Genomic DNA, 24,388 nt, shown 5'->3' with positions numbered 1-24,388 from the left:
GCCAAGGCGAGCGGCGCCAGGTGTTCTGCTTGGACTGGCTCCCGCAGGTCCACATCGAACAGCCGAGCGCGGTCGGCGACCACGTTGATCACCCCTCTCGCATGTCGCGGTGTCGGCCCTCCGCTCAGGTTGGCTGCCATGGCTTCCCGCCGACCGGCACCGGCTTCGAGGTCGCAGCAGTTCACGAACCGGTCGACCGCACCGGGAGCCACCGACTCCTGCTCCGTCACGCCGACAGGCGCGGTTCATGCACGATCATGGTCAGTCCCGCAGCGGGCGCGGGCTGAGCGGCTTGCGGGCGGTGAAGATCAGATATTCCGGTCCGCCATGGGTGATGACGTCGTCGAAAAGGCCGATGAAGTCGTCCAGCTCTTGCGTGCCGTACTGGTTCGTCAGGTTCTCAAGGTCTGCTTCGGTTCGCTCCCACCACATCTTGACGGACTTCTCGACATGGCTGCTGGCGTCGAGAAGTTCGACGGGCTCCAGGCCCGCGCGGCGCAGCATCGGCGCGAACTCGTCGAACCGGTGGAACGAGCCGAGTGAATCGAGATCGCGGTACCGGTCGAGCACCTGCTGGCGCGCGGGAGTGACAGTGGCGTTGAGGCAGAAGTCCGCGGCGGTGAAGACGCCGCCGGGGCGGAGAACGCGGGCGATTTCGCTCAACGCCGGAGCTCGATCCATGTGGATCAGCGACTCGATGGCGATGGCCGCGTCGAACGATTCGTCGGGGAACGGCAACTCCAGCGCGTCGGCCTGCTCGAACCTGACCTGTTCGGCCAGGTTCTCGGCGCTCGCCCTGGCGGTGGCCCGCTCGATCTGCGTGGCGACGTTCGAGACGCCGACCACGTGCGCGCCGGTCGTGCGGGCGAGCCGGATCGCCGGTCCGCCGATACCGCAGCCGAGATCGAGTACCCGGTCCCCTTGTCCCGCCCCGACCCGGTTGATGATCTGGTCGGTCAGGTTGTCCAGCGCCTGCTCGTAAGTCGTGCCGTCGTCGGGAACCGGCCAGTAACCGTGGTGGAAGTTCGGCCCGTACAGGCTGACGTACATGGCCTCGGCCTGCTCGTAATACGTCTGAGCTTTCTGCGAGGCGGTTTCCGTGATCATGGTGAGTTCCTCCGCATCTTGCTTGGTATTCGACCAGGGACGATGCCTCCACCATGCCCGACCATGTCAAGGTCCGCGCGCTGAAGAGTGGGTGCTCGCTCTTCGTAATCCTGGTTTTTCCTTGTCATGGCGCGATTTCGCTTCGGATTAAGCAGGTCTGGACCACATGTTTTCACCGTGGGTACTCCACTCTACTGGCGGTATCACCAAGAAAATGCCTGTCGTATTCACGTCAGCGAGTGACGTATTCACCCAGTACGGTGGCCATCGGGTGATGTATTCCCTGATGCGAACCCCCGGCCAACCGATGGAAAACCGAGGCGACGAGAGGATGAATTCACCATGACCAGCCTGATGACGACATTGGCCGACACGCGGGAAACACCGGCAACAGAACGATCATTGCGCGAAGTGATCGATCAGCTCCCACAGCTGAGCCCGGACGTCGATCTGGGCGACGACATCTCACTGGCGCACGAGACACTGCTCGCACCCGGCGTGTCCGAAAAGGACAAACGAGCTGCGCTGTCCAAGTGGATCGGCCAGAAGCAACCGTGCCTGTTCGGACGCCTGGCGATGCAGGGATCCGATGGCCCCAAAGGACTCGGCGCAAATCTGTGCTGGATCGGCGAAGAAGACCTGGACGCGGGCCGCGATCACGTCGCGGCGAAGATCCAGCGAGAACGCCGCGCATGGAAGGATCGCGCCGAACGCGGTGAGAGCAGCGGATTCCTGATCATGGTCAACAGCAGGCGACTGGCCTACGCCCGGCCCGGCAAGGAACTCGTCGACGTCTGCGTCGAGCTGTCGAACCTCTACCTGGTCGAACACGCGCCCATCGAAAGGGACGTGATCTACACCGAAGCCGTCCCGTTCCGCCGTTCCGACGGCGTGCTGACCGTGTTCAAGGCCGGCTGCAACATCTTCTACTCCGGCGCCCACCGCACGGTCAACCATGATCGGCGCCTGCCCGGTGGCCTGATGTTCTCGATGAACTCGCCAGGTCACTACGCGAACTCGCTGGCCAGGCGGGGGCTGCAGGATTCGTTCGAGGCCGCGACCGACTTCGTCCGCGAGACCGCGTTCCGGTCGATCGGCAACGGCGGCATCGGGTGCCCCCATATGCCCAGCGCGAGCTGGCACAACGGTAACACCGACGGCCACCGCGAGGCGCCCGAACGCAAGCGACCGCACTACATCCCGGACAACTTCGATCCGACCCGCTACTCCGCCGTCTATCACACCGACGTCCTCGTGCCCACCGACGTCACCAGTGACGCGCGGACGGTGCACGAATCCTTCGACGAGGTCGACGCGGAGGTCTGGCCGTATCTGATCCTCGACTACATCTCCACGGAGGATTTTCCGCCCGACCACGTCAACTACGGGCTGTTCCACGGACATCCCATCGAGGAATGCGCCCGGTACCACAACCCGTGGCCCCCGCGCGTGGCGCACAACAAAGAGCTCTTCGAGTACTGAGCTGACGACGCCGAAATACGCCGAATCGACAGGAAAGGATGGCGCATGACACCGACGTCCAAAGCGCCTGAGGAGGCAAGAGAAGACGGTCTCGGATGGGGCCGCAGTGTGCTGATGTGCCCGCCCGAGCACTTCGATGTCACCTACTCGATCAACGTCTGGATGGACCCGGACGCCCGCGTGGACTTCGATCGGGCGTGGCGGCAGTGGGAACATCTGGTGTCCACTTTGGAGGAAGCGGGCACCGAGGTACGGACCGTTCCGGCCGTGCCGGGATTGCCGGACATGGTCTTCACGGCCAACGCCGGCATCGTCGACGGCACCACGTTCACCCCGGCACGGATGAGCAAACCCCAACGCGCCCCGGAGATCGATCACGTCCGCGACCGGTTCGAGGAACTGGGCTGGACGGTCGAACCGCCGCCCGCCGCGCCGCAGGAAGGTGCCGGTGACGCATTGGCGTTCGACGGCGGGCTCGTCGTCGGCCACGGCACCCGGTCCTCCGCGGCGGCCTATGCCGCCCTGCGGACACGCAACGGCTGGTCCGTGACCGAGCTCGAGCTCACCGATCCCCGCTACTACCACGTCGATCTGGGGTTCTGCCCGCTCGGCGATCGGACGGCGATGGTGCTGCCGGAGGCCTTCACCGCCGCCGGTCGCGGCGCGCTGTCCGAACGCTTCGAAGACCCGGTGGTCCTGACGCCGGAAGAAGGCGCGGCGTTCTGCGCGAACGCCGTGGTGGCCGGGCGCACGGTGGTGATGCCGCACTGCACACCGCGGCTGGGCCGCGAACTCGAGCGCCGCGGCTTCGAACCGGCCGTCTGCGATGTCTCCGAGTTCGGCAAGGCGGGCGGCGGTTGCCGCTGCCTGACCCTGGCCCTCGACGTGGAACTGGACCGGGCGGCGGCCCCCTTCACCGCGGAGGTGGTCGGATGACGGTGGCCGCGTTCAGCCCTCGCATCGCGCGGTGGCTCCACGACCACGATCCGCCTACTCCCTGCCTGGTGCTCGACCTCGACGTGGTGGCCCGGCGCTTCCGCGAACAACAGGCCGCGCTGCCGTACGCGACGCCGTACTACGCGGTCAAGGCGAGCCCGGAACCCGCTGTGATCAGCCTGCTCGTGGAACTGGGAGCCTGCTTCGACGTCGCGAGCCGGGCCGAGATCGACCTGTGCCTTGGCAACGGAGCCGATGCCGGCTCACTGTCCTATGGCAACACGATCAAGAAGAGCGCGGACATCGCCTACGCCCATCGGCGAGGGGTGTCGATGTTCGTGTTCGACAATGTGCGCGAGCTCGACAAGATCGCCGAAGCGGCCCCTGGGGCGGCTGTCTACTGCCGCTTGCTCAGCGAGAGCGCCGGAGCACGCTGGCGTCTCGGCGACAACTTCGGTTGTTCGCTCGAGTACGCCGTGGAGTTGATGACCCTCGCGGCGGAGCGGGGCTTGCGCCCCTACGGATTGTCCTTTCACGTCGGCTCCCAGCAGCTCGAGCCGGCGCGATGGGAACCCAACATCGCCGCCGCGGCCGAGGCATTCGAAAAGCTGCGAGCCAACGACGTGGAGCTCGAGATGCTCAACCTCGGTGGTGGCTTTCCGGCCCGCTACGCCGAACCGGTCCTCCCGATCGACCATTTCGGGCAGGCGATCGAGCAGGCACTCGGCCGCTGGTTCCCGGGTGCGCGGCGGCCGCGGATCGTGACCGAGCCCGGACGTTCGATCAGTGCCGAGGCCGGGGTGCTGCGCACCCAGGTGGTCTCGGTGCGCGAGCCGTTCGCGGGCGCCGACCGCTGGGTCTATCTGGACGCGGGCCGCTTCGGCGGGCTCGCCGAGACCGAGGGTGAGGCGATCCAGTACCGGGTCGAGACCGAGCGCGGCGGGCCGACGCAGCCGGTGATCATGGCCGGGCCCACCTGCGACAGCATCGACGTGATCTACCGCGACGCCGCTTACGCGTTGCCCCAGGAGCTCGAAATCGGTGACAGGGTCGACTTCCTCAGTGCCGGTGCCTACACCGCGAGCTATTCCTCGATCGGCTTCAACGGTTTCCCGCCGTTGCCGACCCATTGCATCGGAGGCGGATCATGACCGAACACGCACGCCTTTCCGTTCCCGGACGGGTGCTGGTCCTCGGCTGTGGTTCGGTGTCCCAGTGCCTGCAGCCCTTGCTGCTCGCCCATCTGGACATGCCCCACGACCGGCTGACCGTGCTCGACATGAACGACCGGCGCTCGGAGATCCCGGACACGCTCGCGGCGGGCTGCCGGTTCGTCCAGCGGAAACTGACCCCCGAGAACCTCGCCGGGACGCTCGCCGAACAAGTCGGTGCCGGTGACGTGCTGGTGAACCTGACCTGGAACATCGGGACCGAAGAGATCATCGGCTGGTGTCACGACAACGACGTGCTCTACGTCGACACCTCGGTCGAGCAATGGGATCCCTACGCCGACATGAACGCCCGGCATCCGACCGACAAGACCCTCTACGCCCGCCACCACGCGCTGCGGCGCCTGAGCCGGGACTGGGGTGACCACGGTCCGACCGCGATCATCGAGCACGGCGCCAACCCGGGACTGGTGAGCCACTGGGCCAAGGTCGGGCTCGAAGACGTCGCCACGGCCATGCTCAAGGACGGCGTCGAGGACCCGCGGCGACGGCTCAGGATCGAGCAGGCGCTGGGCGAGGCCGACCACGCGCGGATCGCGATGGAGACCGGCACCCGTGCCATCCACATCTCCGAGCGCGACACCCAGATCGGATCGCTGCCCAAGGAGCCCGAGGAGTTCGTCAACACCTGGTCGGTCGAGGGCTTCTACGAGGAAGGGGTCGCTCCCGCCGAACTCGGGTGGGGCACCCATGAACGTGAGCTGCCGCCGGGGGCGGTGGTCCCGGAATACGGCACCGGCAACCAGATCTGCCTCGCACGGCCGGGTATGGCCACCTGGGTGCGCTCGTGGGTGCCCTTGTCCGGGCCGATAGAGGGGATGCTGATCCGGCACGGCGAGGCCGTGACGATCAGCGACCATCTCACGGTCGCCGACGACGACGGGACGGTCGTCTACCGGCCGACGGTGCACTACGCCTACCTGCCCACCGACGCGGCACTGGCCTCGGTGCACGAGTGCAAGATGCGGGGTTTCCGGCTCCAAGAGCGCCAGCGGATCATGACCGACGAGATCGTCTCCGGCGCCGACGAACTCGGCGTGCTGCTGCTCGGTCACGACCTCGGGGCTTGGTGGACCGGCTCGCAGCTGACCATCGAGGAGACCCGGAAGCTGGTGCCCGGACAGAACGCCACCACCTTGCAGGTCGCGGCCTCGGTGCTGGCGGCGGTGTTCTCCGCCGTGCGCCACCCACGGCGGGGTCTGTGCAGGCCCGACGACCTCGATCACCATGAGATCCTCGGTATCGCCGCGCCCTATCTCGGACCCACCCCCTCGGTACGCGGCGACTGGACCCCGCAGGCGACCGGGCCGGGCCCGTTCGACGACTACCTCGGCGTGTCCCCACCGGAGGACCCCTGGCAGTTCTCCACCATTCTCGTTTCGTGAATTCGGGCGCGGACAGCAGGTCAGACCTGCTGTCCGCGCTCGATTTCGTCCCGAGACCACTCCGTTCAAATTGTGTGACTGCGTCAGTCATATATATGATGGGACCCATGGACGACCGGACCGCGAACCTCTTCGCCGCGCTCGTCGTGGCGCTGTCCGACGAGCTCGAGGCGGGCAGCACACGCGTCGCCGGCCAGTCGGCGGTCGGCGCGGCCGCGCTCGCGACGCTGCTGTCGGCGCCGGGAGCCCGGGTCGACGCCCTCGGCCGGGTCATCGGGCTCACCGGCTCCGGCACGGTGCGCCTCGTCGACCGGCTCGTCGCGGCGAACCTGGTCGAACGCCGCCGTGACACCACCGACCAGCGTGCCGTCTCGCTCTGGTTGACCGCTCAAGGTCGCGCCGCGGCCACGGACGTCGTGACACGGCGCCGCGAAGTGGTGGCCAGGGTCCTCGCCCCGCTGAGCGACGCCCAGCGCGCCGTCGTGGCCGAGGCCGTGGAGCCGGTGCTCGCTCATCTGGTCAAGGACCGGTCCCGCGCGGATCGGGTGTGCCGGTTCTGTGACTACTCCGTATGTCCCCCCGCCGACTGTCCCGTCGAAAGCTCGGTGTCCTGAACGGTTTCCGCCGATCGAGAGGAGCAGCCGATGAGCGCCAAGGACGACGTGACCATCCATCCGGTCGAGCGCGACCGGTGGGACGACCTCGTGGAGGCGTTCGGCGACAACGGGGGCTGCGAGGGGTGCTGGTGCATGTACTGGCGGGCGCCCTCGGGACCCGAGTACGACCGGATGCGAGGCGCGACCGCACGAGCCGAGCTCTCCCGTCTGGTGCGAGAAGGCGAGGTGCCCGGACTACTGGCCTACCGCGGCGGAAGCCCGGTGGGGTGGTGCGCGGTGGCGCCGCGGCCCGCCTATGTGCGGTTGCGCGGCTCGCGAACCCTGCGCCCGGACGAGCCCGACGACGACGGCGTGTGGGCGGTGCCGTGCTTCTACATCAAGAACGGGCATCGCCGCCAAGGCCTCGCCGACCGGCTGCTCGCCGCCGCGGTCGACCACGCCGGACGACACGGCGCGCACACCCTCGAGGCCTACCCCACCGATTCCGGGCACCGCAGCTATTCCTCCGGGGAGTTGCACATGGGCACCGTGGACCTGTTCACGCGGCACGGGTTCACCGAGACCGAACGTCCCTCGCCAGGACGGGTCATCGTGCGACGCGACCTGGCCTGACCACCGGGGTCCGCGAACCATCACGTGAGGAGGCAGACGGAAATGCGAGTGATCGGTGCTCCGTTCAGCTCCGCCGGTCGGCTGGACCACGAAGCTTCGGCGCCGGAGGTGCTGCGCGAGGCCGGACTCATCGAACGGCTGCGTGCCGCCTTCGGGCCCGACGAGCCGGTCACCGACGGCGGCGACGTCGCCATCGGCGCCTCGGCGGCCCGCGACGGCGTTTCGGGGCTGCGGTCCCTGCCAGGGCTTGAGGCCGTGACCGCCTCCACACGCGCGGCGGTGGCCGAGACCCTGCGCGACGGTGACCGGCCCTTGGTACTCGGCGGGGACTGCGCGATCCTGCTTGGCTGCCTGCGCGGGGCCCAGGACGCGCTCGGCGACGACCGGGTCGGGCTGTTGTTCATCGACGGCCACGAAGACGCCTGGCCACCCCACGAGTCCGACACCGGCGAGGCCGCCGACAGCGAACTCGGGTTCCTCCTCGGGCAGCATCGCGAACAGCTCCCGGCGTCGCTCGAATCCCAGTTCCCCGTGCTCGACGAAAGCGCCGTGGTCGCGTTGGGCCCCCGAGACGGCGACGAGATCGCCTCCGCCGCCGACGTCCCCTCAGTGGCCGAACGGATCCCGCTGATCACCGCGCGGCAGCTCACCGCCGGAGAGCTCAGCGCCGCCGAGCACGCCCGGAAGGCACTGGCCCGCATCCGCGCCCACGCGGCGCGCTGGTGGCTGCACATCGACCTCGACGTGTTGTCGAGCGAAGCCCTGGACGCGGTGAGCTATCCCCAGCCGGGCGGGCTGGGCTGGAACCAGCTCGGCGAGCTCGCCGCCGCCGCGCTCGGTGAGCCGGGGTGCGTCGGCATCACCGTCTGCGTCTACGACCCGGATCGTGACCCCGACGGAGCAGGCGCGCGGCGCATCGTCGACTGGTTCGGCTCCCTGGCCCGTACTACCCACGCCAGATGGGCGAACATGACGTCATGTTTACCGACACGGACCGCACCATGAATCTGCTAGGCGCAGTCGCGACCGGAGTGCACGACCAACTCGCGGCCGCCGTCGAAACCGCGGCCGGCCGTAGTGGCGCGCTCGCGGCCACGCTGGCCATGACCGCTCAGTACGAAGGTCTCACCATGAGCACCTTGCAGCGATTCCTCGGCGTCAGCCGCCCGGCCACGATCCGCGTGGTCAATCTTCTCGAGAGCGACGGACTCGCCGTCCGGCGCAATCTCGACGAAGACCGCCGGACGACCTCGGTGGTGCTGACCGATGCGGGTCACCGTGAAGCACGCCGCGTCCTCGCCGCCCGTCGCTCGGTACTGGAGCATCTGCTTCCCGAAACGAGCAAGCAGGAGCGCGCGGTGCTCGACCGCCTCCTCGAACGCATGCTGACCGCGATGATCACCCACCCGTCCCGCGGGTACGAGGTGTGCCGGCTCTGCGACATCAGCACCTGCCCGCCGTCGCGCTGCCCGGTGGAGACAGCGGTCGTCGCCATGGAACCCGACGCCCCCGATGGGCTGCCGGTGTCGGAGAACGAACGTTCGACCTGATCGGAAGGAGTCCGTCGTGTCGGAGAACGCACGGGCAACAGGGACCATCCACTCGAGCAGGGCCGGGCCGAAGGAATGGACGGGTCTCGGGGTCCTCGCCCTGCCGACGATCTTGCTCGGGCTCGACGTGACCCTGCTCTACCTCGCCCTTCCGGCCCTCTCAGCCGACCTGCGGCCCACCGGCACCCAAGCACTGTGGATCCTCGACTCCTACGGACTGGTGATCGCCGGGCTACTCGTCACCATGGGCGCGATCGGAGACCGTCTCGGCCGCCGCCGTCTTCTCATGATCGGCACCGCGGCGTTCGCCGTCGTCTCGATCGTCGCCGCCTTCGCCCCCAGCGCCGAGATCCTCATCGCGGCCCGAGCCCTGCTGGGGGTGGCGGGCGCGACACTCATGCCCTCCTGCCTCGCCCTGATCACCAACATGTTCACCGACACCCGCCAACGAGCACTGGCGATCGGCGTGTGGGCGACCACCTTCGCCCTCGGCATGGCCGCCGGCCCGCTCGTCGGCGGCGTACTGCTGGAGTCCTTCTGGTGGGGCTCGGCGTTCCTGCTCGCGCTTCCCATCGCCGCACTCGTCCTGCTGACCGCGCCGGTGCTGCTCCCGGAGTACCGCGCCGCCGGCTCCGGGAGCGTCGACCTGCTCAGCGTCGCACTCTCGCTGGGCGCGATCCTTCCCCTGGTCTACGCGATCAAGCACGCGGCCACCCACGGCTTCGACACCCAGACCACGGCCACCCTGGCGGCCAGCGCGGTCTTCACCGTCGCCTTCGTCCGCCGCCAGCGCCGCCTGAGCGACCCGATGCTCGACGTCGCGCTGTTCACCAATCGCTCCTCTGGAACCGCCCTGGGCGTACTGCTCGTAGGCCTCGTCGGCGTCGGCGGAGCGCTGTATCTGGTCACTCAGCACCTGCAGCTCGTCGAAGAGCTCTCCCCGCTCGCCGCGGGCGCGTGGATGGGCCCACCTGCCCTGGCGATGGTCGTGGCCGCCATCGGCGCTCCCCTGCTCGCGCGTCGCGTGCGACCCGGCTACGTCGTCTCGGGCACCCTCGTCCTTTCCGTCCTCGGCTACGTGCTGCTCACCCAGGTGCGCGGCCCCGGGAGCATCGGCCTGATCGTGAGCGGATTCGCCTTGGTATACCTCGGGTTCGGCTCGGTGGGCGCACTTGGCTCCGATCTGGTGGTCGGCACCACACCAGCCCACCGGGCCGGATCCGCCGCCGCGATGTCCGAAACCGTCCAGGAACTCGGCGTCGCCATGGGGGTCGCCATGCTGGGCAGCCTGACCACGCTGGTGTACCGCAACCAGATGCGTGTCACCGATGTGCCCGGAGTCGGCGAGAGCCTGGCCGGGGCTATGTCCACGCCTCAGGTCCCTCCGCCGCTGCTGGCGCAGGCCAAAGAAGCGTTCACCGCCGGGCTCAACATCTCCGCCGTCGTCACCGGCGTCGCCATCCTCGCTCTGGCGGTCATGGCCGCCATCGTCCTGCGACACATCCCACCCAGCGACAACCAGGAATCCCTCGAACAGAACGGCCCCGTTTCGTCGGCCTGACACATCGACCCACCGACGGACCGGTCGTTTACCCCGTTACCGCCACCCGGAGTGGAACGGCTTGTTCGTTGAGGTGACGACGCATGAGCAGCTGCAGCCGACGGCGAGACTGAACGAAAGATCTGGCTTGACCGAGACGAGCGGGTGCGTGGCGCCCGGTTCGAGTGTTTCGGGATGTGATGATCCGATCTTGATTTCGAAGGCCCGGTTTGTGGTGGATTCACGTAGTTGGGTACAGCGACGTCCTGCCAGGCTTTCCGCACCAGAACGGAAATCTCGCAGAAGGAATTCTCATGCCCCAGAAAACACTCAGATCAGCGCGTTTCGCCCGGTCCGGTGTGGCGGCGCTGGTGACACTGCTCGCCATGCTCGGGTTGGTGGTCGGCGCGGGTCCGGCGCAAGCGGGACCGGTCGCATCACCCGTCCCCGTGGGGACGACCAAATCCGTCACCGTGCCGATGAACCTACAGGGTAAGGGCGAGGTGACCACCAATGCGACCGTGACAGGCACCTGCGGCTCGATCTTCCTCAATCTCAAGCTCGCGAGCGCCAGGGAGACGCAGATCACCTACGGCTACAAGAGCACTCAGGGACCGGTGAGCTCACACAGGCTGAACGGTGTGTACTTGAACGCTCCCACCCGCATCAGCGGCGTCTTCGGCGACTCGGGTTCCCCGAACACCGCGGAGTTCCAGACCTCGACCACGGTGTTCACCGGGATCCCGTCGGTACCAGCGGCATTCGTCACCGTGGCGGTCACCACCCCGAACGGACCGTGCCTCGGCGTCGTCGCCGAAGCGCTTTTGTTCTGACCACCTGATTCGGCGGGCGACCTGGAGACATCCGGGTCGCCCACCACTCATATGCCGGGGACGGCGCGCGACACGACGGTGCCGAGCACTCGGATGCCGTGCGTTGTGCCGGGGTCGATCCCGGTCAGTTCCCGGGTCCGGCGTAACCGGTAGTCGAGGGTTCTGGGGTGGATGTTCAGCGACGCGGCGGTGCGGCGCCGGTTCAGGTCATTGCGGTAGTAGGTGTTCAGCGTGCTCACCAGGTCGGGGCCGCCGTCCAGCAGCCGCGCGAGGTCGTGCAACCAGCGGTCGATCTCCGGCAGTTCCGCCGCACCCAACTCCAGGAGCGTGTCGGTGACGGTGTACAAGTGACTCGGCGACCGTTCGGCCGGTGTCACCCTGCTGATCCGCTCGGCCAGCGCGAACGTTGCATCGAGTGTCCTGAGTGGACCGGTGGCCGAGCCGACGGAACACGGCTGCCCGGCCATCTCGGCGACCTCCCGGATCAGGGCACCCGCCACCTGTTGCCCGTCGGCCGGGACCAGCGCGACGAACTCGCCCGGTTCTCGCCAGGTGGCCGGGATACCGTGGCGATCCCACGCCGCGTGCACGAGGTCGGCCGGCGCAGGGGGTTCGACCGCCGGCCGAGCCACGGTCACAAGGTAGCGGTCATGCAGACGGACACCACAGGAATCCGCGCACGCAGGCGCGTCCGGATCGCCCTCCAGTGCCAGCTCCGTGAACCGCCGCACGCACGCCACGACCGGAAGATGTCTCCGAACACCTGTCGTGTAGCCGAGGGTGTAGGCCCGTTGGGCCACCTCCAGTTGCGGGCCCAGCCAGCCGAGCAACCGCATCCCGGCGTCGAGGTCGCGGGGACCCGACGCCTCCCCGATCTCTCGGAGGGTCACGGTGGTGTGCAAGGTGAGTAGCCGACGCACGATCTCGAACGACATTCCGTCCTCGCCCCGGTAACGGCCCATGGACTCGACCACAGCAAGGTCATCGGGACCCAGCGGGCTGTCCTCGGCACCCAGATCCACCGTCCGAGTCCGGGTGAACACCGCGAAGTCGAGCATCTCCCGGTACTTATGGGAGTCCCGGGCGGCCGCGGCGTACTCGGGCAGCTCCGCCACGCACAGGTCGACGAACCGCCGGGCATTGGCCGGCGCCCGGCTCCTCAGCTGCCGCAACAGTTCGCTCACGGCAGCCCGGCCAGTGCCCGGTTCACCACGGTGCTCAGGACCCGGACACCGCGTACGGACACCGGATCGAGGCCGGTGAGATCCCGTACCCGCCGCAGCCGGTACTCCAGGGCTCTCGGGTGGATGTTCAGCGCCCCCGCGGTCCGCAACCGGCTCATGTCGTTGCGGTAGAGGGCATCCAGGGTGCCGACCAACCGCGGGCCGATGGCGAGTCGGGCGGCCACCTCACGCAACCAGCCATCCACCGGAGGCAGGCGGATCGCCCCGACCTCGGCGAAGAGATCGGTCAGGTAGTGCACGGTCCCCGGCGCGGTGCGGACCGGCGCTACCCGGCTGAGCTCCCGGGCGGCGGTGAACGCCGCCGCCACCCCGCCACGTGTCGCATGGCTCGCACCCACCGCGGCCGGAAGTCCTGCGCTCTCGCCGAAGTCCTCGACCACCCGCGCGGCGGCCGCCGCGTCGGCGACCACCGCCACGAACTCTCCCGGCTCCGCCCAGCGCAGTGGTATCCGCTGCCGGGACAACAGCTGCCGCGACACTTCCGTGCGGGACGGACCGTCGTCCGGTAACCGCGTCTCACCGGGCACCCGGCATACGACGACCAGGGGCCGGTCTGGCACGGGTACGGCCAGGATCCCGGCCAGCTCGGCGGCAGCGGGATCGTCGGCGACCACCAGGCTTGTCAGCTGCCACACCCGGTCGACCTCGGACAGGATCGTTCCTTGCCCGAGGAGGTAGCCGCGGGTGTAGGCGGCCGGTGCGGCCAGCCCCTGCGCCGGCCACCAGGCGAGTGTGCGCATCACGTCGTCGAGATCGTGCCGGCCGGCGGCCTCATCCACCTCCCGCAGCGTCAGCGAGTGATGCAGCCGCAGCACGTCACGTTGCGCGGCGAACGAGATCCCGCTGGCAGCACGCTCCCGCCCCACCGCGGTGATGAACGACAGATCGGCATCGGTGAACGGCAGATCCTCGGCGACCAGCGCGATCGTGCGCCGCCGGAGGAACACGGCGAAGTCCAGCATCGCGGCACGTGCTTTCGCGTCTAGCGCGATCCTGCGGAAATCCGTTAGCTCCCGGACAAAGAGGTCAACGGCACGCTCACTGTTCGCATCGATACGGTCACGCCAACTGGCGAAAAGGTCACCCACGCCTTCCCCTCTCTCCGCTGTCGAATGTGGCACGGATATCGCCTACCGGTCCACCATTTCAAATCCGGCTTCTTGTCGTGGAACGGATTCTCACCGGAATATGTTGCGGAAATGTTGTGGCGTCCGAATGCCGGCATGGTCACGTATGGCCTGGCTCCTCACCGGCCCGACCGGCATGATGGATCGCCGGCGGCTCGCGACCCAGTCGGCGCTGACCGGGGCCTCGGTTCGCCGGACTCGAAGTGCAGTTACTCGACCCCAGCACGCGGAGCTGAAGTGGCACATGAACCGCGGGCGCCCATCCTGTCCGTCGGATGGCCCCTGCCAGCCAGCGAACGACGAAGACGCAGACCGTACGTCAACGCAGCATCAGGCGACGAAATCGGTGCTCCGGCACCGCAATTCATCCCCAAGTGAGAGGGTCCAAGTGGAGGTAGAACTGTTGCCGGTCGGTGTCAAGTGTGATGCCGTAACTGCGGGCGAAAGCCTCGTCGGCGGCGATCGCTTGGTTCTCGTCATCCCACGTTTCCCGGGCGTTGGCGAGCAGCAGGGCGATGTCGGCATATCGGTCCGCCCGGCCGAGGCGTCCGAGGTCTATGAATCCCGCGAAGTTGAGCGTGCCTGGGTCCAGGATGATGTTGGGCAGGCAGAGGTCGCCGTGACAGACGACCGTGTCGGCGGCTTCCTGCCGAAGGCGCCGACCGATTTGCTCGGCAAGTCGATCGAGCAACTCGGCCGACGGCGTCTGCTGCTGCTCGACCGGCAAGAAATCCGGGTTGACTGCACGGCGCGCGACGACGTCCTGGGCGGTGGCGAACATCTCCTCCAGGTCTCGGGTGAACGGACACTCCTTCGCCGGCAGCGCGTGCAACCCACGCACGGCCTCAGTGATGGAAGGCCACGCCTGCCGAAGCGCCTCTGCCGACACACTGTCGGCAGAGGTCCCGCGGACGGCGCTGGTTACCAAACACCCGTCACCAGCGTCAGCGATCCAGTCGAGCACCCTGGGCCCTGAGATGCCACTGGCGCTGAGCCAATCGATCCGATCTCGTTCCTGTACCAAGAGATCCTGTTGCCCCGCCGGTACGCACTTGGCGAACCGCGAGCCGTCGGCACTGCGAAAGACATAAGCGCCAGACTCTCCACTCGTGACAGGCTCCCACCCGCCGGGATGGTGCTGGGCAAGCAAGAACTCCCACTCATGAACCGGTGACCCACTCACAAAGATCATCGTACCCAGCGGCCTGCTCAGCTTCCGCCGGTTTACCTGGTTCCTCATTCGAGGTGATGCAGATGCAGATCACGGCGCATCGAACGCCACCGGGCTGTAGCTTTCACGGCAAGATCCGCATTTCCGGGTGGAGTTGAGCACCGGACGAGCATTTGCTCAAGCTCGACGGAATTCGTCCCCGCACCGCCGACTGGGCAGTTGGCATCGGCACTGGGAACGCCCCAGTGCCGGCGTCCGCCCTCGATCGATAGAGCGGCGTTCGCGTGGGTCATCGCGTCGTAGTCTCAGTCTGCTCCCCTGCTGAGTCTGAGCCATGGCAAGTGGTCTGCTGCACCGTGGTTGTCAAGACTGGGCAGCAGCTCGGCCTGCGTTCGCTCGGGGCTGTCGGAGAGCTTGAGCCAGAGGGCCTTGACCGGGGTGGGGGTCTCGCCGAAGAAGATGGGGCCGAGCAGTGCGGCCTCCGACGGCGCCGATGCCGGCCCAGACGGCGTAACCGATGCCTACGTCGATGGTGCACAGGGCAAGGCTGAGGACGAAGAGCGTCAGAAGGAAGAAGACGACCGCGACGAGCGACCAGGACAGCACGGTGAAGCCTTGGCTGCCTCCGACGGAGAGAGCGTGAGTTCCTTCCGCGCGATTGATTCGGCGAGGTGGCGTGATCCGGGGTTGGTGTCCTGAGTCATCACGCCGCTCCGCTGAGTCGGAGGCCGACGCCCCCGGCGATACCGAGGAGCTTGCGCCAGTCGAGACGTTGCCCGAAGACGACGGCGCCGTCGGAGATCTGGTTGCGCACGGCCTCCAGCTGCGACTCGTCGCGGCCATCGCCCAATCCCCACTCCGGCACAGGTTCAGAACGAGGGTAACCGGGCCGTGACCACACGCGAGACCGAGCGCCGGAATCCATCCAATTTCAGCCGATTTGTGGTGCGAACGACCGATGTGGTGATCAACAGCACGGTGTTGGCTGCACGTGATCCATTCGCACCCGAAGGAGAACACGTGCGTCAGCGCTTGCCCGTCCTGCTCGCTTCCCTGGCCTTGACCCTCGGCGGCCTCGCCGCCACGGCCGGCCCGGCGTCCGCCGCGACCTACGGCTACATCAACTGGACCAACAACTGCTCCGGCCCCAAGCTCTACTCGATCATCTACGACAGCGGATCGAGGGCGGGCCAGCTCGTCGTGCAGCAGAGCAACGTCCCGGCAGGCGCGAAGCGCAGCCAGCGGGTGCCGTCCGGCTACAAGTACAAGGTCACCGCGAACGGCGGCTGGGACACCGTGACCATCTACAACCTCTCCGGCCGGGTGCACAGCGTGGCCGTGAAGGCCTGCTGAGCGGCCAATGCCAGCAGCAAAGCCGGTTCCTGCGACCAGCAGGCCATTGCACCGCTGGTCTGAGCGATCTACAGGCTCAGCAAAGTGCTCCAGAACTGCGAAATGAAGCTCTTGGACACTGCGACTACATGGGGCATGCTTCGCTGCCCTCGAGGTCGAGTGCCGCGTTGAGATCAACGCTCAGCCCCGCGCCGATGAGCGGGAACTCACCCTGGACCGCGGCGTCGACACGTGCCGAGGTGGCGCCGGCGGCGGGTAACGGACCGGCGAGGACGACACCCGCCGCGGCCAGCACGACAGCGCATTCCTTGCCCGATCCCGTGAAAGGCCTCCGGTTTCGCCGTCGTGGTGACGGTCAGCTTTCTCCTCTGAAGCAGGTGGATCCTCTCCCTGCGCTGGCCGTCCTGGAGCACGCGAACGGCCGCATCCACGGCTTTACGCCGACAGCGACGACCAAGCGGGCCTGGCCGACGCATTCGCGGGCGCACGCGGCCATCCTCATGCCGCTCACCACCGCCGGCCACAACCCATTACTCGTGGCCGTGCGACCGGACGGCGACCGGAACCTCCCAACATCGGCAATAGCGAATGTTCGGCGAACGCCCGCTATTCGGCATGAGGGCGCACTTAGCGGGGCGCGTGCCATACGGAACGATGATCCGGTGCTGGTTCAGGCGGAGCGGTTGTCCCGGAATCGCGGCGATGCCGCGCTGGTCACCGTGAAGTACTCGGTCGGGACCGTGCCGGCGTCTTGGGGCGGAAACCTGGGGCGACAGCGGGCGAGCACCACATCGAGTGCAACTGGGCGAGGAGTTCCGGTGGGGGTTCAACTGCTCGCCGGCCACAGTCGAGGAACCCTGCCTTCTCCAGGACGAACGCGGAGTCTTCTGCCGAGAACGGCTCGGCCTCACTGGGTTTGAGGCGGAGCAGCCGTTCGCGCACCTGGAGCTGGCCGCCGCAGTGATCGACCTCGGCCATATCGACGGCCTGCCTCATGGGATGGCCGGCACATGGGTCGAGATCCACCTAAGTCCTGAGCAGATCAAAATCTATCCCTACAGGATTCGACCTGCCGGGCACTGCCACCACAGCATGTCGACGAACATTTGCCATGGCACCCCGTGCGCCCGCGATGATCGCCTCCCACGGTTCAGAGGTCCGGTAGGCTCCCTGCCGACAACGTTGAGGGGGAACTTCGATGTCGAGATCTGTCAGACCCGTGCTGTGGACGGTGGGGACGCTCGCGGTGGGCGGGCTCGTGTTCTGGCTGGTGTTGGCACTGAACATCCCATACCGAAGCACCGCTACGCCGGAGACCACCTCGGCCACCACGTCAGCGACCACGCCGGACCCGCCGCTCATATCGGCTCCTCCAGCGGACATGTCCGCGTGGATCACCGACATTCGGCCGGGCCCGGACGGCCACAGTGCGGTACTGCGCGTCGACCTGCCTGCCTGTGCCGTCGAACCGCACACCCAGATCACCGAAGCTGCCGACAGGATCCACGCCAGTGTCTTGTTCCAGCCCGGGAACGGCCCGGACTGCAAGCAGGTCCCGACCGACTTCCCGATGAAGACAGCGGCACCGATCGGGAAGCGGCCGGTGCTCGTCAACGCCGGGGACACCTGGGGGCTGTCCTCCACCGGCTGGAAGAAATGCGACAAGATCCTCGGTTGCGAACCACCTGCCGACCACTGCGCCGAAGCATGGGTGGCGCAGGTCGAGTTCAGCGCGGAGGCCGAGCATCCGGGCACAACACGGGCGTGCGACCAGAACTGGCTGATCCACGACCTGCAGCGGCACAGCGGCCAGGCCCCGACCCGGGTCGCCTACCGCTGGGCCGGCAACGGCTGGAAGAGCTTTGCCTCCACGAAGGGCGGCGGCTGCAGCGAAATCCTCGCCGCCGAACCGACATTTCCCACCCACCTCTGCCAGAATCTCACCCCACCGTCGTGACGACCAGACTCCCATTTGCGGCCGGCCGTGACCCAAGCCCAGTCCGCGCAACGGCCGAGTTTCCCCTGACGACAACGTGGCGCGGCCGCACATCGACATCAACGGAAGCAGCTGATTCGGTTGATGCCACAGCATCTTCGATTGACGCGGCGCGTCACGGGCACCCACTGGAACAGCTCAGCGGGCGTGAAAGAATGGTCAATCTCAGTTTCATGGCACTAGTGCCATTTCAGTGCCAAGATCTTTGGGAAAGTGTCATCGATTCTGGGACCCTACACCAGTGTAGGGTCTCGCCGTGCGTGACATGTCGATCTTCTGTGACCTGCGGGTTTCGAGCTGTCTCACCCGATGTCACTCAAGATCGGTCTCAGTTACGTGGCATTTCTTCAGCGGCGGTGGGTCAACCGGCGGCGAGGGCCGTTCCAACGCCTCCGCAAGCGCACGCCTCGCGGCATGACCGGACTTTCCCTGTCATGGTTACCTACTTGTGTTGGTCAGCCGGAGAGTTGGGTACAGCTCGGATCGGCTGGTGGTAGCAGCTCCCGCAGACGCAAGACTTGGGACTGGTTCGGCCGAGTAGTCGGGATGGGTATTGGCGCCAGGGGCGTCGTCGGGGTGATATGCCGCATGTTCGAAGGAATGCACGATCCGTTGGGTGGATGTGGCTGAGGTGATTGAATCCGAAATGCAGGGATAGGTCGAGTTTGAGCTGGGTTCGCAGTAGGGACAGTTGGCGAATAGCCACGCAGCCATGTCGGCGCTCGGCTTCCACTGCAGGCATGTCGGTGAGCTCGTCGGCCAGCGTTTTGGGTTGGATGGAGCCGACCCGGCATACCAGGTTGGACTGGACCGCGACGAAGAGATTGCGGGTCGCACGGGGCATAAAAACACCATTACCTTCGTTGAAGTACCAACGATCCATCGCGTCGCACAGACTGCGTCGCTCGGGCTCGTCCAGCGGTGCAGTTCGGGTAGGTGACGCTGCTGCGGTGATCGCCCAGAGTTGGACATATGCGTCAACCTGTCGCTCAGCGAGCTTGATCCGCATCTGCCGACGAATGTTGTGCGCGAGCCACAGCCCAACCAACCCGAGGAACACCGTCCCGATCGCCTGACTCCACACGACAGCGGCCATAACCTAATCATGGCTTCAAACCCAACATTCGCCCAGCATCTGTTCGGTACCGACCTGCGGTGGGTCGAGGGCTCGGTAGTCCAGTTCGACGTCTTTGAGCGCCTGAACTCGGACGCCGATGACGACGAGGTCAACATGCTGGTGCCCTTCCAGATCGCCTACGCCGTGTCGATTCACAAGGCACAGGGAGTCGGTCAGAAGCAGGAAGTCCGGAACGTGGCGCCGTGTGCGCTGGTCAAGCTCCGTCTCGCGTGTCGAACTCAGCGAACAACAGCCGCGCCAGTTCCAACCTCGACTCGTACAGAACGAGGCCGGCCGTTCTCGGTGGCCGACCAGAATCTCCCCGCGTAGTGCCGTTGCCCTTTTGTAGGAGCGAAAAGTGCGCCACGGCGCGGCTGTGCGCATCAGCATCAAGCCAGCTGGCTACCAGCTCCGACACGCGGTCAGGAAGCCGAACATGGACCGACACCGGAAGGGTCTTCGACCTGACCATCATGGTGCTCCCGCCGCAGGTGAGCCGCCGGACGCCTTCCATGCCTACACCGCACCACCGCGTCCAAGTCCGACGAGGTTCGGCGAGTCGCTGAGACCCACTCGAATGGACCTGCGGTGATCAATCTCAATTCCATGGCATATTTGCCAACCAGTTGCCAAGATCATTGAGATTTTGCCACGGGAATTGAGACCCTACAACCGTTGTAGGGTCTCACCGCTCATGACATGTCGATCTTGTTCGACCTGGGTGTTCTTTCGTTGTCTCACGATGAAGTCACCATGATCAGTCTCAAACCCGCGGCATTTCCTCTGCCGAGGTGGCGAGCCCGGCGGCTGTGGCGCCCGGGCAACGTGGGCTGACCCCACCTGCCTGCCTGAAGGTCCTCATCGCGGCATTACAGGACATTCGGATCGGAGCCCGCGCAGAGGATCTGCGGCGGGTTACCTCGTCGGTGTGTCGGTTTCTGGAGATTGGAGTGTGCTGGCCGTGCCGGTGCGGGTGTCTGGTTGTCGTGCCGGGCGAGTGCGGCGTGTGGCATCCGGAGCGTGTTGAACGGCCCAGGGGTTCTAGGCCGTGTCCTGTAAGTCTTGTTCGCGGTCTTCGCGCCCAGGCGGTCCCTGACGGCACGGGTGGATGCGGCCGAGTACGACCCGGTACGAGGCCGATCCGCCCGCACCGTCAGGAACCACCTGGATCACGAAGCCCATCGAACAGACTTACAGGACACGGCCTAGACTCCCCGGAGCTTCACCGGGAATCGCCTGATCCTCGCGATCGTGGTGTCCGGGTCATCCGGGACGACCAGGTCGACCGGGTCCTGCAGCTTGTAGAGGGCGCCACTCGGCGGGAAGTTCGTGGGGTTGCCGATCAGTTTCATCGGATTCTTCGGGGCCAGTACCTGCGGTGCCTCATCCGGGTGCTCGATAGTCACGGTGAATGGAGGCGGCACGAGGATGTTCTTGAACTTCAGCGGGTCCCGCTGAACCAGCCGCAGCACACTCTTGGGCTTCACGTCTTCGTCGCGCTGTTCGATGGTGACGGTGCTCTCGCTACCGTCGTCACCGGGCAGTTCGGCGGTGAAATTGAGCTGAGTGAACTCCAATAGTACCGAGGTGTCTGGATCTTCAGGGTTCCGAACGACCCGGAACTCCATTCCAACCCGGAAGTCCACGCTCGCCAGCACGCCCCGGAACCGGAACTGGGCGTCGACCGCCCGGCCGCCCAACCGGACGTCGTTGTCGATCGGGGGCAGCCCCGCCTGCTGGGCCGATGCCGTCGAGGTGCCGAGCAGGCCCAGTGCTGCCATGCCGCCGGTGGCGGCCGCGGTGGTGAGGAACCTTCGGCGTCCGATGCCGCTCCCGGACGAACTGTCACTGAATGTGGACATTTCTTGTCCTCTCCCGGTTGCGGGTGTGCGGAGCCCCCTGAACCTAGCTGCCGGAACCACCGAGGGGCGGCGAACGCGAGCAGGTCAAGCCAGACGTGTCCCCGGGCATGGCAGGAAGCCACCAAAGTCGACCGGTTCGAAGGACAGGCGAGCATCAGCGGGCACTCACACGGGCACTCCCGCACAATCGTCATCTACACCCCGTGCCCAGGCCGCAGAAGCATCGTGGCCCGTTCGAGCCGGACGCCGCAGGGCCATACCCAGACAAATCAGTTCGCAGGACGTTCCCAAATCGACGACCGCTCTCTCAGGCAGTGAAGCTGCCACCCATAACCCACAGCGTCAGTCAAACGTCCGCTCATCGGCAGAGTCGGACGTTCACACAGTTCGGCCCATCCGGCTCGATACATCTCGAACAGGCGGGGGTACGCCTTGACGCCGGGTATGCGCTGTCTGGATTGGTGAGGTTCAGGAAGCTGATCGTTACGGGTGCGAGTCGTCGACCTTGAGCGGTTCTCCGGTGGTGGACACGAACACTACGAGCAGCTTCGCGGGTTCGGTCGCGCTGTCGTTCTCGGTGAGTACGTGGTGGGCGCCCGGGTGTTCGATCCAGTTCTGTCCCTGGCGGAAGGTTTCCGCCTGTTTGTCGTCGACCTGGCTGCGGATGCTGCCTTCGAGCACGTAGGCGTAGACGAAAGCCTGCCCGTGGCGGTGCGGGGCGGCACGCGCGTTGGGCGGGAAGGTGACGATGGATGAGGTGAAGGTCTTGCCTGCGACGTTCGGGAGCGCCTGTTGCAGGAGCGCGGTCAGGGTTTCCGCTGGATGCTGCACCGGCGCCGAGGAGGGCGGCGGGACAGGGTCAGCGGTGGTACTGGTGCAGGCGGCGGCTCCGGCGACGAGGACGACGGCCAGGGCCGCGCGGGCGATCCGGGTGGCTCGCACGACGGTCTCCTGATCAGTCTTCGATGACGCGGATGATGGTCTTGCCCGGGATGCGTTTGCCCGGCAAAAACGCGGCCGGCGCCTCTTCGAGCGGCAGGACGGCACCCACAGCCACGGTGAGTCGCCCGGCTCGCACGCGGGCTGCGAGGTCGGCCAGTCGGGCGCGGTCGGCTTCGACGACGAAGAACACCGCGCGCCCGTCGCGGGGACGGACTTTCGGCGGCATGGCGATGGTGACCAGGGTGCCCCCGGCCCGCACGAGCGCCGCTGAGCGGTCGAGGATCTCCCCGCCGATCACGTCGAACACGACGTCGGCTTCGCCGGCGTCTTCCAGCTTCTCCGAGTCCAGGTCAAGGAACACGTCGACGCCGAGGGCGAGCGCGCGTTTGCGGTCGGCGGCTCGGCCGGTGCCGACGACTCGTGCGCCGGCCTCCCGCGCCAGCTGGACCGCGATCGAGCCGACGCCGCCCGCCGCTCCGTGGATCAGCACGGTCTGGCCGGTTTCCAGGCGGCCGTGCTCGAAGAGGGCCTGCCACGCGGTAAGCCCGGAGATCGGCAGCGCAGCGGCGGTGGTGTGGTCGATGCCGGTCGGCAACGGGGCGAGGTTGCGTGCTTCCACGGCGGTGTATTCGGCGAGCGTGCCGTTGCGGGTCCAGTCGGCGAGGCCGAACACCCGCTGCCCGACGGTCAGGCCGGCGGTGCCGTAGCCCAGTTCGACGACGATGCCGGACAGTTCGTGCCCGGGGACGCTGGGGGCACGGTCACGGCCGGCACGGTCGGCCCATGTGCCGGGCCAGTCGAGTTCGCCGGGCGTGAACCCGGCTGCGTGCACCTGGACGATGACGTCGTTCTCCGCGGCGTGCGGGTAGGGCAGCCGGGCAGGCACGAGTCCGGCTGCGCCGGCGTCGCGGTTCGTGGCGGTGATGGCTCGCATGGAGATGTCCTTCCTCAGAGGGCGGGTCCGTCAGGGAGACGAGGCAGCCTGTCCGGGTGTGACCGCTGGGAGGTGAGCGAGTTTGTCGGGGTTGATCACCCGGCGATATGCGACGATGAGGCCGTCGGAGTACTGGACCGTGTCGACGGAGTACACCTGCCCGCCGCGGTGGAACATCAGCGCTGGTTCGCCGCCGACCTCCACCAGGTCGATACGGTCCGGATGCCATTGGCGGCCTACCCGCACCATCACCTCGGCGACCCGCTCGCCGCCGTGGATCGCCTTGCGCGCGGCATAGGCCTTGCCGCCGCCGTCGGTGACGTAGCGGACGTCCGGGTGCAGCAGCTTGACCAGCCCGGCGAGGTCGCCGGCCTCGTAGGCGGCGCGGAAGACGGCCAGCAGCCGCGCGCGTTCGGCGTTTGACGCGCTGCGTTCCGAGAGGTCGGCTTTCGCCACCCGGCGGCGAGCGCGGGACGCGAGCTGCCGGGCGGCCGGCGCCGCGACCTCCAGTACCTCGGCGATCCGGCCGAAGGGGATTTCGAACACGTCGTGCAGCACGAATGCCACCCGTTCGGGTGGACTCAGCTCCTCCATGACGAGCAGCATCGCCGAGCTGACCGAATCGTCGACGAGGACCGGGACCGCCGAGTCCGGGCCGGTCAGCAGCGGTTCCGGCAACCAGGGCCCGACGTAGGACTCCCGGCGCACGCGAGCGCTCTTGAGGATGTCGTACGAGCGCCGGGCGGAGACCGTGACGAGCCAGGCCCGCCGATCGTCCACAGCGGACAGATCCGCTGTGGACGCACGCAGCCACACGTCCTGGGTGACGTCCTCGGCGTCGGCCACACTGCCCAGCAGCCGGTACGCGACCCCGAAGACCGCGGGCCGATGCGTCTCCCAATCGGTGTCCGGAGTGTGCCCAGGACCGCCGGCGTCACTCATCCGACCACCTCCACATTCGGTCTCGTGGAGCAAGACTAGAGAGTGATCAGCTTCGGAGCACAAGTCCGGACCGGATCAGCCGGACCGTCCGAGTGACCGGTCGAGCTGCTCACGCACGACCACGGGTGCTCCGCCGGAACGGCGGCGCCGGCCAAGACGGTCATGTGCGTGCGTTCGGTTGTGCGCGTTTCCCTCGGCTGGAGAGCGCGTTGCGCGCAAGGAGTCGTGTGGCTGCCGGATGACGGAGGGCTGAGCTGTGAGGGGACAGGGAGGTACGGGGCGGTGCCGGGCTTACGGTCGTTCGCCAGGTGGCTGTTGGTGGGGTCGGGCGGGTTGGTCTTGTCTTGTGGCGAGGCGGTCGTGGAGTTTCGCGTGCCGGAACTGGTAGAGCGGGCCGGTTTGGCGGAGT

The 24,388-nt window shown here is 67.1% G+C and carries 24 protein-coding genes; 13 read left to right on the top strand and 11 right to left on the bottom strand.

Features of this window, described 5'->3' with window-relative positions; genetic code table 11:
* Positions 1–261: 261 nt before the first annotated feature.
* Entirely contained in the window at positions 262–1,107 is an 846-nt protein-coding gene (locus tag ACIBTM_RS34975; RefSeq protein WP_395881425.1) for a methyltransferase domain-containing protein, read from the bottom strand.
* Between the two features lie 342 nt (positions 1,108–1,449).
* Between ACIBTM_RS34975 and ACIBTM_RS34970 the strand changes: the two genes are divergently transcribed.
* From ACIBTM_RS34970 to ACIBTM_RS34925, 10 genes are all read left to right on the top strand, one after another.
* Positions 1,450–2,589 (top strand): hypothetical protein, encoded by a 1,140-nt coding sequence (locus ACIBTM_RS34970; RefSeq protein WP_395881424.1) that lies wholly within the window; start codon positions 1,450–1,452, stop codon positions 2,587–2,589.
* Positions 2,590–2,634: 45 nt separating this feature from the next.
* The gene (locus ACIBTM_RS34965) at positions 2,635–3,525 is read left to right on the top strand and encodes a dimethylarginine dimethylaminohydrolase family protein (RefSeq protein ID WP_395881423.1); all 891 of its coding nucleotides are present in this window, start codon (positions 2,635–2,637) and stop codon (positions 3,523–3,525) included.
* Positions 3,522–4,676 (top strand): type III PLP-dependent enzyme, encoded by a 1,155-nt coding sequence (locus ACIBTM_RS34960; RefSeq protein WP_395881422.1) that lies wholly within the window; start codon positions 3,522–3,524, stop codon positions 4,674–4,676. Before ACIBTM_RS34965 ends, ACIBTM_RS34960 begins: the two co-directional genes overlap by 4 nt.
* Positions 4,673–6,139 (top strand): saccharopine dehydrogenase C-terminal domain-containing protein, encoded by a 1,467-nt coding sequence (locus ACIBTM_RS34955; RefSeq protein ID WP_395881421.1) that lies wholly within the window; start codon positions 4,673–4,675, stop codon positions 6,137–6,139. The genes ACIBTM_RS34960 and ACIBTM_RS34955 overlap by 4 nt, the downstream gene beginning before the upstream one ends.
* Before the next feature lie 107 nt (positions 6,140–6,246).
* Entirely contained in the window at positions 6,247–6,753 is a 507-nt protein-coding gene (locus tag ACIBTM_RS34950) for a MarR family winged helix-turn-helix transcriptional regulator (protein WP_395881420.1), read from the top strand.
* A gap of 30 nt (positions 6,754–6,783) precedes the next feature.
* A complete protein-coding gene (locus tag ACIBTM_RS34945; RefSeq protein WP_395881419.1) occupies positions 6,784–7,368 on the top strand; it encodes a GNAT family N-acetyltransferase in 585 nt (194 codons plus the stop codon).
* A gap of 42 nt (positions 7,369–7,410) precedes the next feature.
* The gene (locus tag ACIBTM_RS34940) at positions 7,411–8,373 is read left to right on the top strand and encodes an arginase family protein (protein ID WP_395881418.1); all 963 of its coding nucleotides are present in this window, start codon (positions 7,411–7,413) and stop codon (positions 8,371–8,373) included.
* On the top strand, positions 8,370–8,918 hold the full coding sequence (locus ACIBTM_RS34935) for a MarR family winged helix-turn-helix transcriptional regulator (RefSeq protein ID WP_395881417.1): 549 nt from the start codon (positions 8,370–8,372) through the stop codon (positions 8,916–8,918). The genes ACIBTM_RS34940 and ACIBTM_RS34935 overlap by 4 nt, the downstream gene beginning before the upstream one ends.
* Entirely contained in the window at positions 8,881–10,479 is a 1,599-nt protein-coding gene (locus ACIBTM_RS34930) for an MFS transporter (RefSeq protein ID WP_395881416.1), read from the top strand. The genes ACIBTM_RS34935 and ACIBTM_RS34930 overlap by 38 nt, the downstream gene beginning before the upstream one ends.
* Before the next feature lie 293 nt (positions 10,480–10,772).
* On the top strand, positions 10,773–11,291 hold the full coding sequence (locus ACIBTM_RS34925; protein WP_395881415.1) for a hypothetical protein: 519 nt from the start codon (positions 10,773–10,775) through the stop codon (positions 11,289–11,291).
* A 47-nt stretch (positions 11,292–11,338) separates the two neighbouring features.
* Here ACIBTM_RS34925 and ACIBTM_RS34920 read toward each other — a convergent pair whose 3' ends face one another.
* The 5 genes from ACIBTM_RS34920 to ACIBTM_RS34900 all read right to left on the bottom strand — a co-directional run bounded on the left by ACIBTM_RS34920 (position 11,339) and on the right by ACIBTM_RS34900 (position 15,683).
* Complete coding sequence (locus tag ACIBTM_RS34920; protein WP_395881414.1) at positions 11,339–12,475, bottom strand: PucR family transcriptional regulator; 1,137 nt, start codon at positions 12,473–12,475, stop codon at positions 11,339–11,341.
* Positions 12,472–13,497 carry a helix-turn-helix domain-containing protein gene (locus ACIBTM_RS34915; RefSeq protein WP_395881413.1) on the bottom strand — a complete coding sequence of 342 codons (1,026 nt, stop codon included), beginning with the start codon at positions 13,495–13,497 and terminating at the stop codon, positions 12,472–12,474. The genes ACIBTM_RS34920 and ACIBTM_RS34915 overlap by 4 nt, the downstream gene beginning before the upstream one ends.
* Before the next feature lie 529 nt (positions 13,498–14,026).
* Positions 14,027–14,854 (bottom strand): APH(3'') family aminoglycoside O-phosphotransferase, encoded by an 828-nt coding sequence (locus tag ACIBTM_RS34910; protein ID WP_395881600.1) that lies wholly within the window; start codon positions 14,852–14,854, stop codon positions 14,027–14,029.
* Positions 14,855–15,196: 342 nt separating this feature from the next.
* Positions 15,197–15,439, bottom strand: coding sequence for a DMT family transporter (locus tag ACIBTM_RS34905; protein WP_395881412.1), 243 nt, complete (start codon positions 15,437–15,439; stop codon positions 15,197–15,199).
* A 97-nt stretch (positions 15,440–15,536) separates the two neighbouring features.
* Complete coding sequence (locus ACIBTM_RS34900; RefSeq protein ID WP_395881411.1) at positions 15,537–15,683, bottom strand: hypothetical protein; 147 nt, start codon at positions 15,681–15,683, stop codon at positions 15,537–15,539.
* Between the two features lie 170 nt (positions 15,684–15,853).
* On the opposite strand from ACIBTM_RS34900, the gene ACIBTM_RS34895 reads away from it, so the two are divergent.
* The gene (locus ACIBTM_RS34895) at positions 15,854–16,186 is read left to right on the top strand and encodes a hypothetical protein (RefSeq protein WP_395881410.1); all 333 of its coding nucleotides are present in this window, start codon (positions 15,854–15,856) and stop codon (positions 16,184–16,186) included.
* Positions 16,187–16,310: 124 nt separating this feature from the next.
* Here ACIBTM_RS34895 and ACIBTM_RS34890 read toward each other — a convergent pair whose 3' ends face one another.
* Positions 16,311–16,481 carry a hypothetical protein gene (locus ACIBTM_RS34890; RefSeq protein WP_395881409.1) on the bottom strand — a complete coding sequence of 57 codons (171 nt, stop codon included), beginning with the start codon at positions 16,479–16,481 and terminating at the stop codon, positions 16,311–16,313.
* A gap of 903 nt (positions 16,482–17,384) precedes the next feature.
* On the opposite strand from ACIBTM_RS34890, the gene ACIBTM_RS34885 reads away from it, so the two are divergent.
* Positions 17,385–18,143 (top strand): hypothetical protein, encoded by a 759-nt coding sequence (locus ACIBTM_RS34885; RefSeq protein WP_395881408.1) that lies wholly within the window; start codon positions 17,385–17,387, stop codon positions 18,141–18,143.
* Positions 18,144–19,146: 1,003 nt separating this feature from the next.
* Positions 19,147–19,629, top strand: a complete 483-nt coding sequence (locus ACIBTM_RS34880; RefSeq protein ID WP_395881407.1) for a hypothetical protein — start codon at positions 19,147–19,149, stop codon at positions 19,627–19,629.
* An 875-nt stretch (positions 19,630–20,504) separates the two neighbouring features.
* Here ACIBTM_RS34880 and ACIBTM_RS34875 read toward each other — a convergent pair.
* The 4 genes from ACIBTM_RS34875 to sigJ all read right to left on the bottom strand — a co-directional run bounded on the left by ACIBTM_RS34875 (position 20,505) and on the right by sigJ (position 23,979).
* Positions 20,505–21,161 (bottom strand): twin-arginine translocation signal domain-containing protein, encoded by a 657-nt coding sequence (locus ACIBTM_RS34875; RefSeq protein WP_395881406.1) that lies wholly within the window; start codon positions 21,159–21,161, stop codon positions 20,505–20,507.
* A gap of 483 nt (positions 21,162–21,644) precedes the next feature.
* Positions 21,645–22,103, bottom strand: coding sequence for a cupin domain-containing protein (locus ACIBTM_RS34870; RefSeq protein WP_395881405.1), 459 nt, complete (start codon positions 22,101–22,103; stop codon positions 21,645–21,647).
* 13 nt (positions 22,104–22,116) lie between these two features.
* Positions 22,117–23,037 (bottom strand): NADP-dependent oxidoreductase, encoded by a 921-nt coding sequence (locus ACIBTM_RS34865; protein WP_395881404.1) that lies wholly within the window; start codon positions 23,035–23,037, stop codon positions 22,117–22,119.
* 30 nt (positions 23,038–23,067) lie between these two features.
* Positions 23,068–23,979 carry an RNA polymerase sigma factor SigJ gene (gene sigJ / locus ACIBTM_RS34860; RefSeq protein WP_395881403.1) on the bottom strand — a complete coding sequence of 304 codons (912 nt, stop codon included), beginning with the start codon at positions 23,977–23,979 and terminating at the stop codon, positions 23,068–23,070.
* Between the last annotated feature and the right edge of the window lie 409 nt (positions 23,980–24,388).

Source organism: Amycolatopsis sp. NPDC049868, from assembly GCF_044461365.1.
Classification (GTDB): domain Bacteria; phylum Actinomycetota; class Actinomycetes; order Mycobacteriales; family Pseudonocardiaceae; genus Amycolatopsis.
This window is presented reverse-complemented; position numbering and strand designations above follow the sequence as displayed.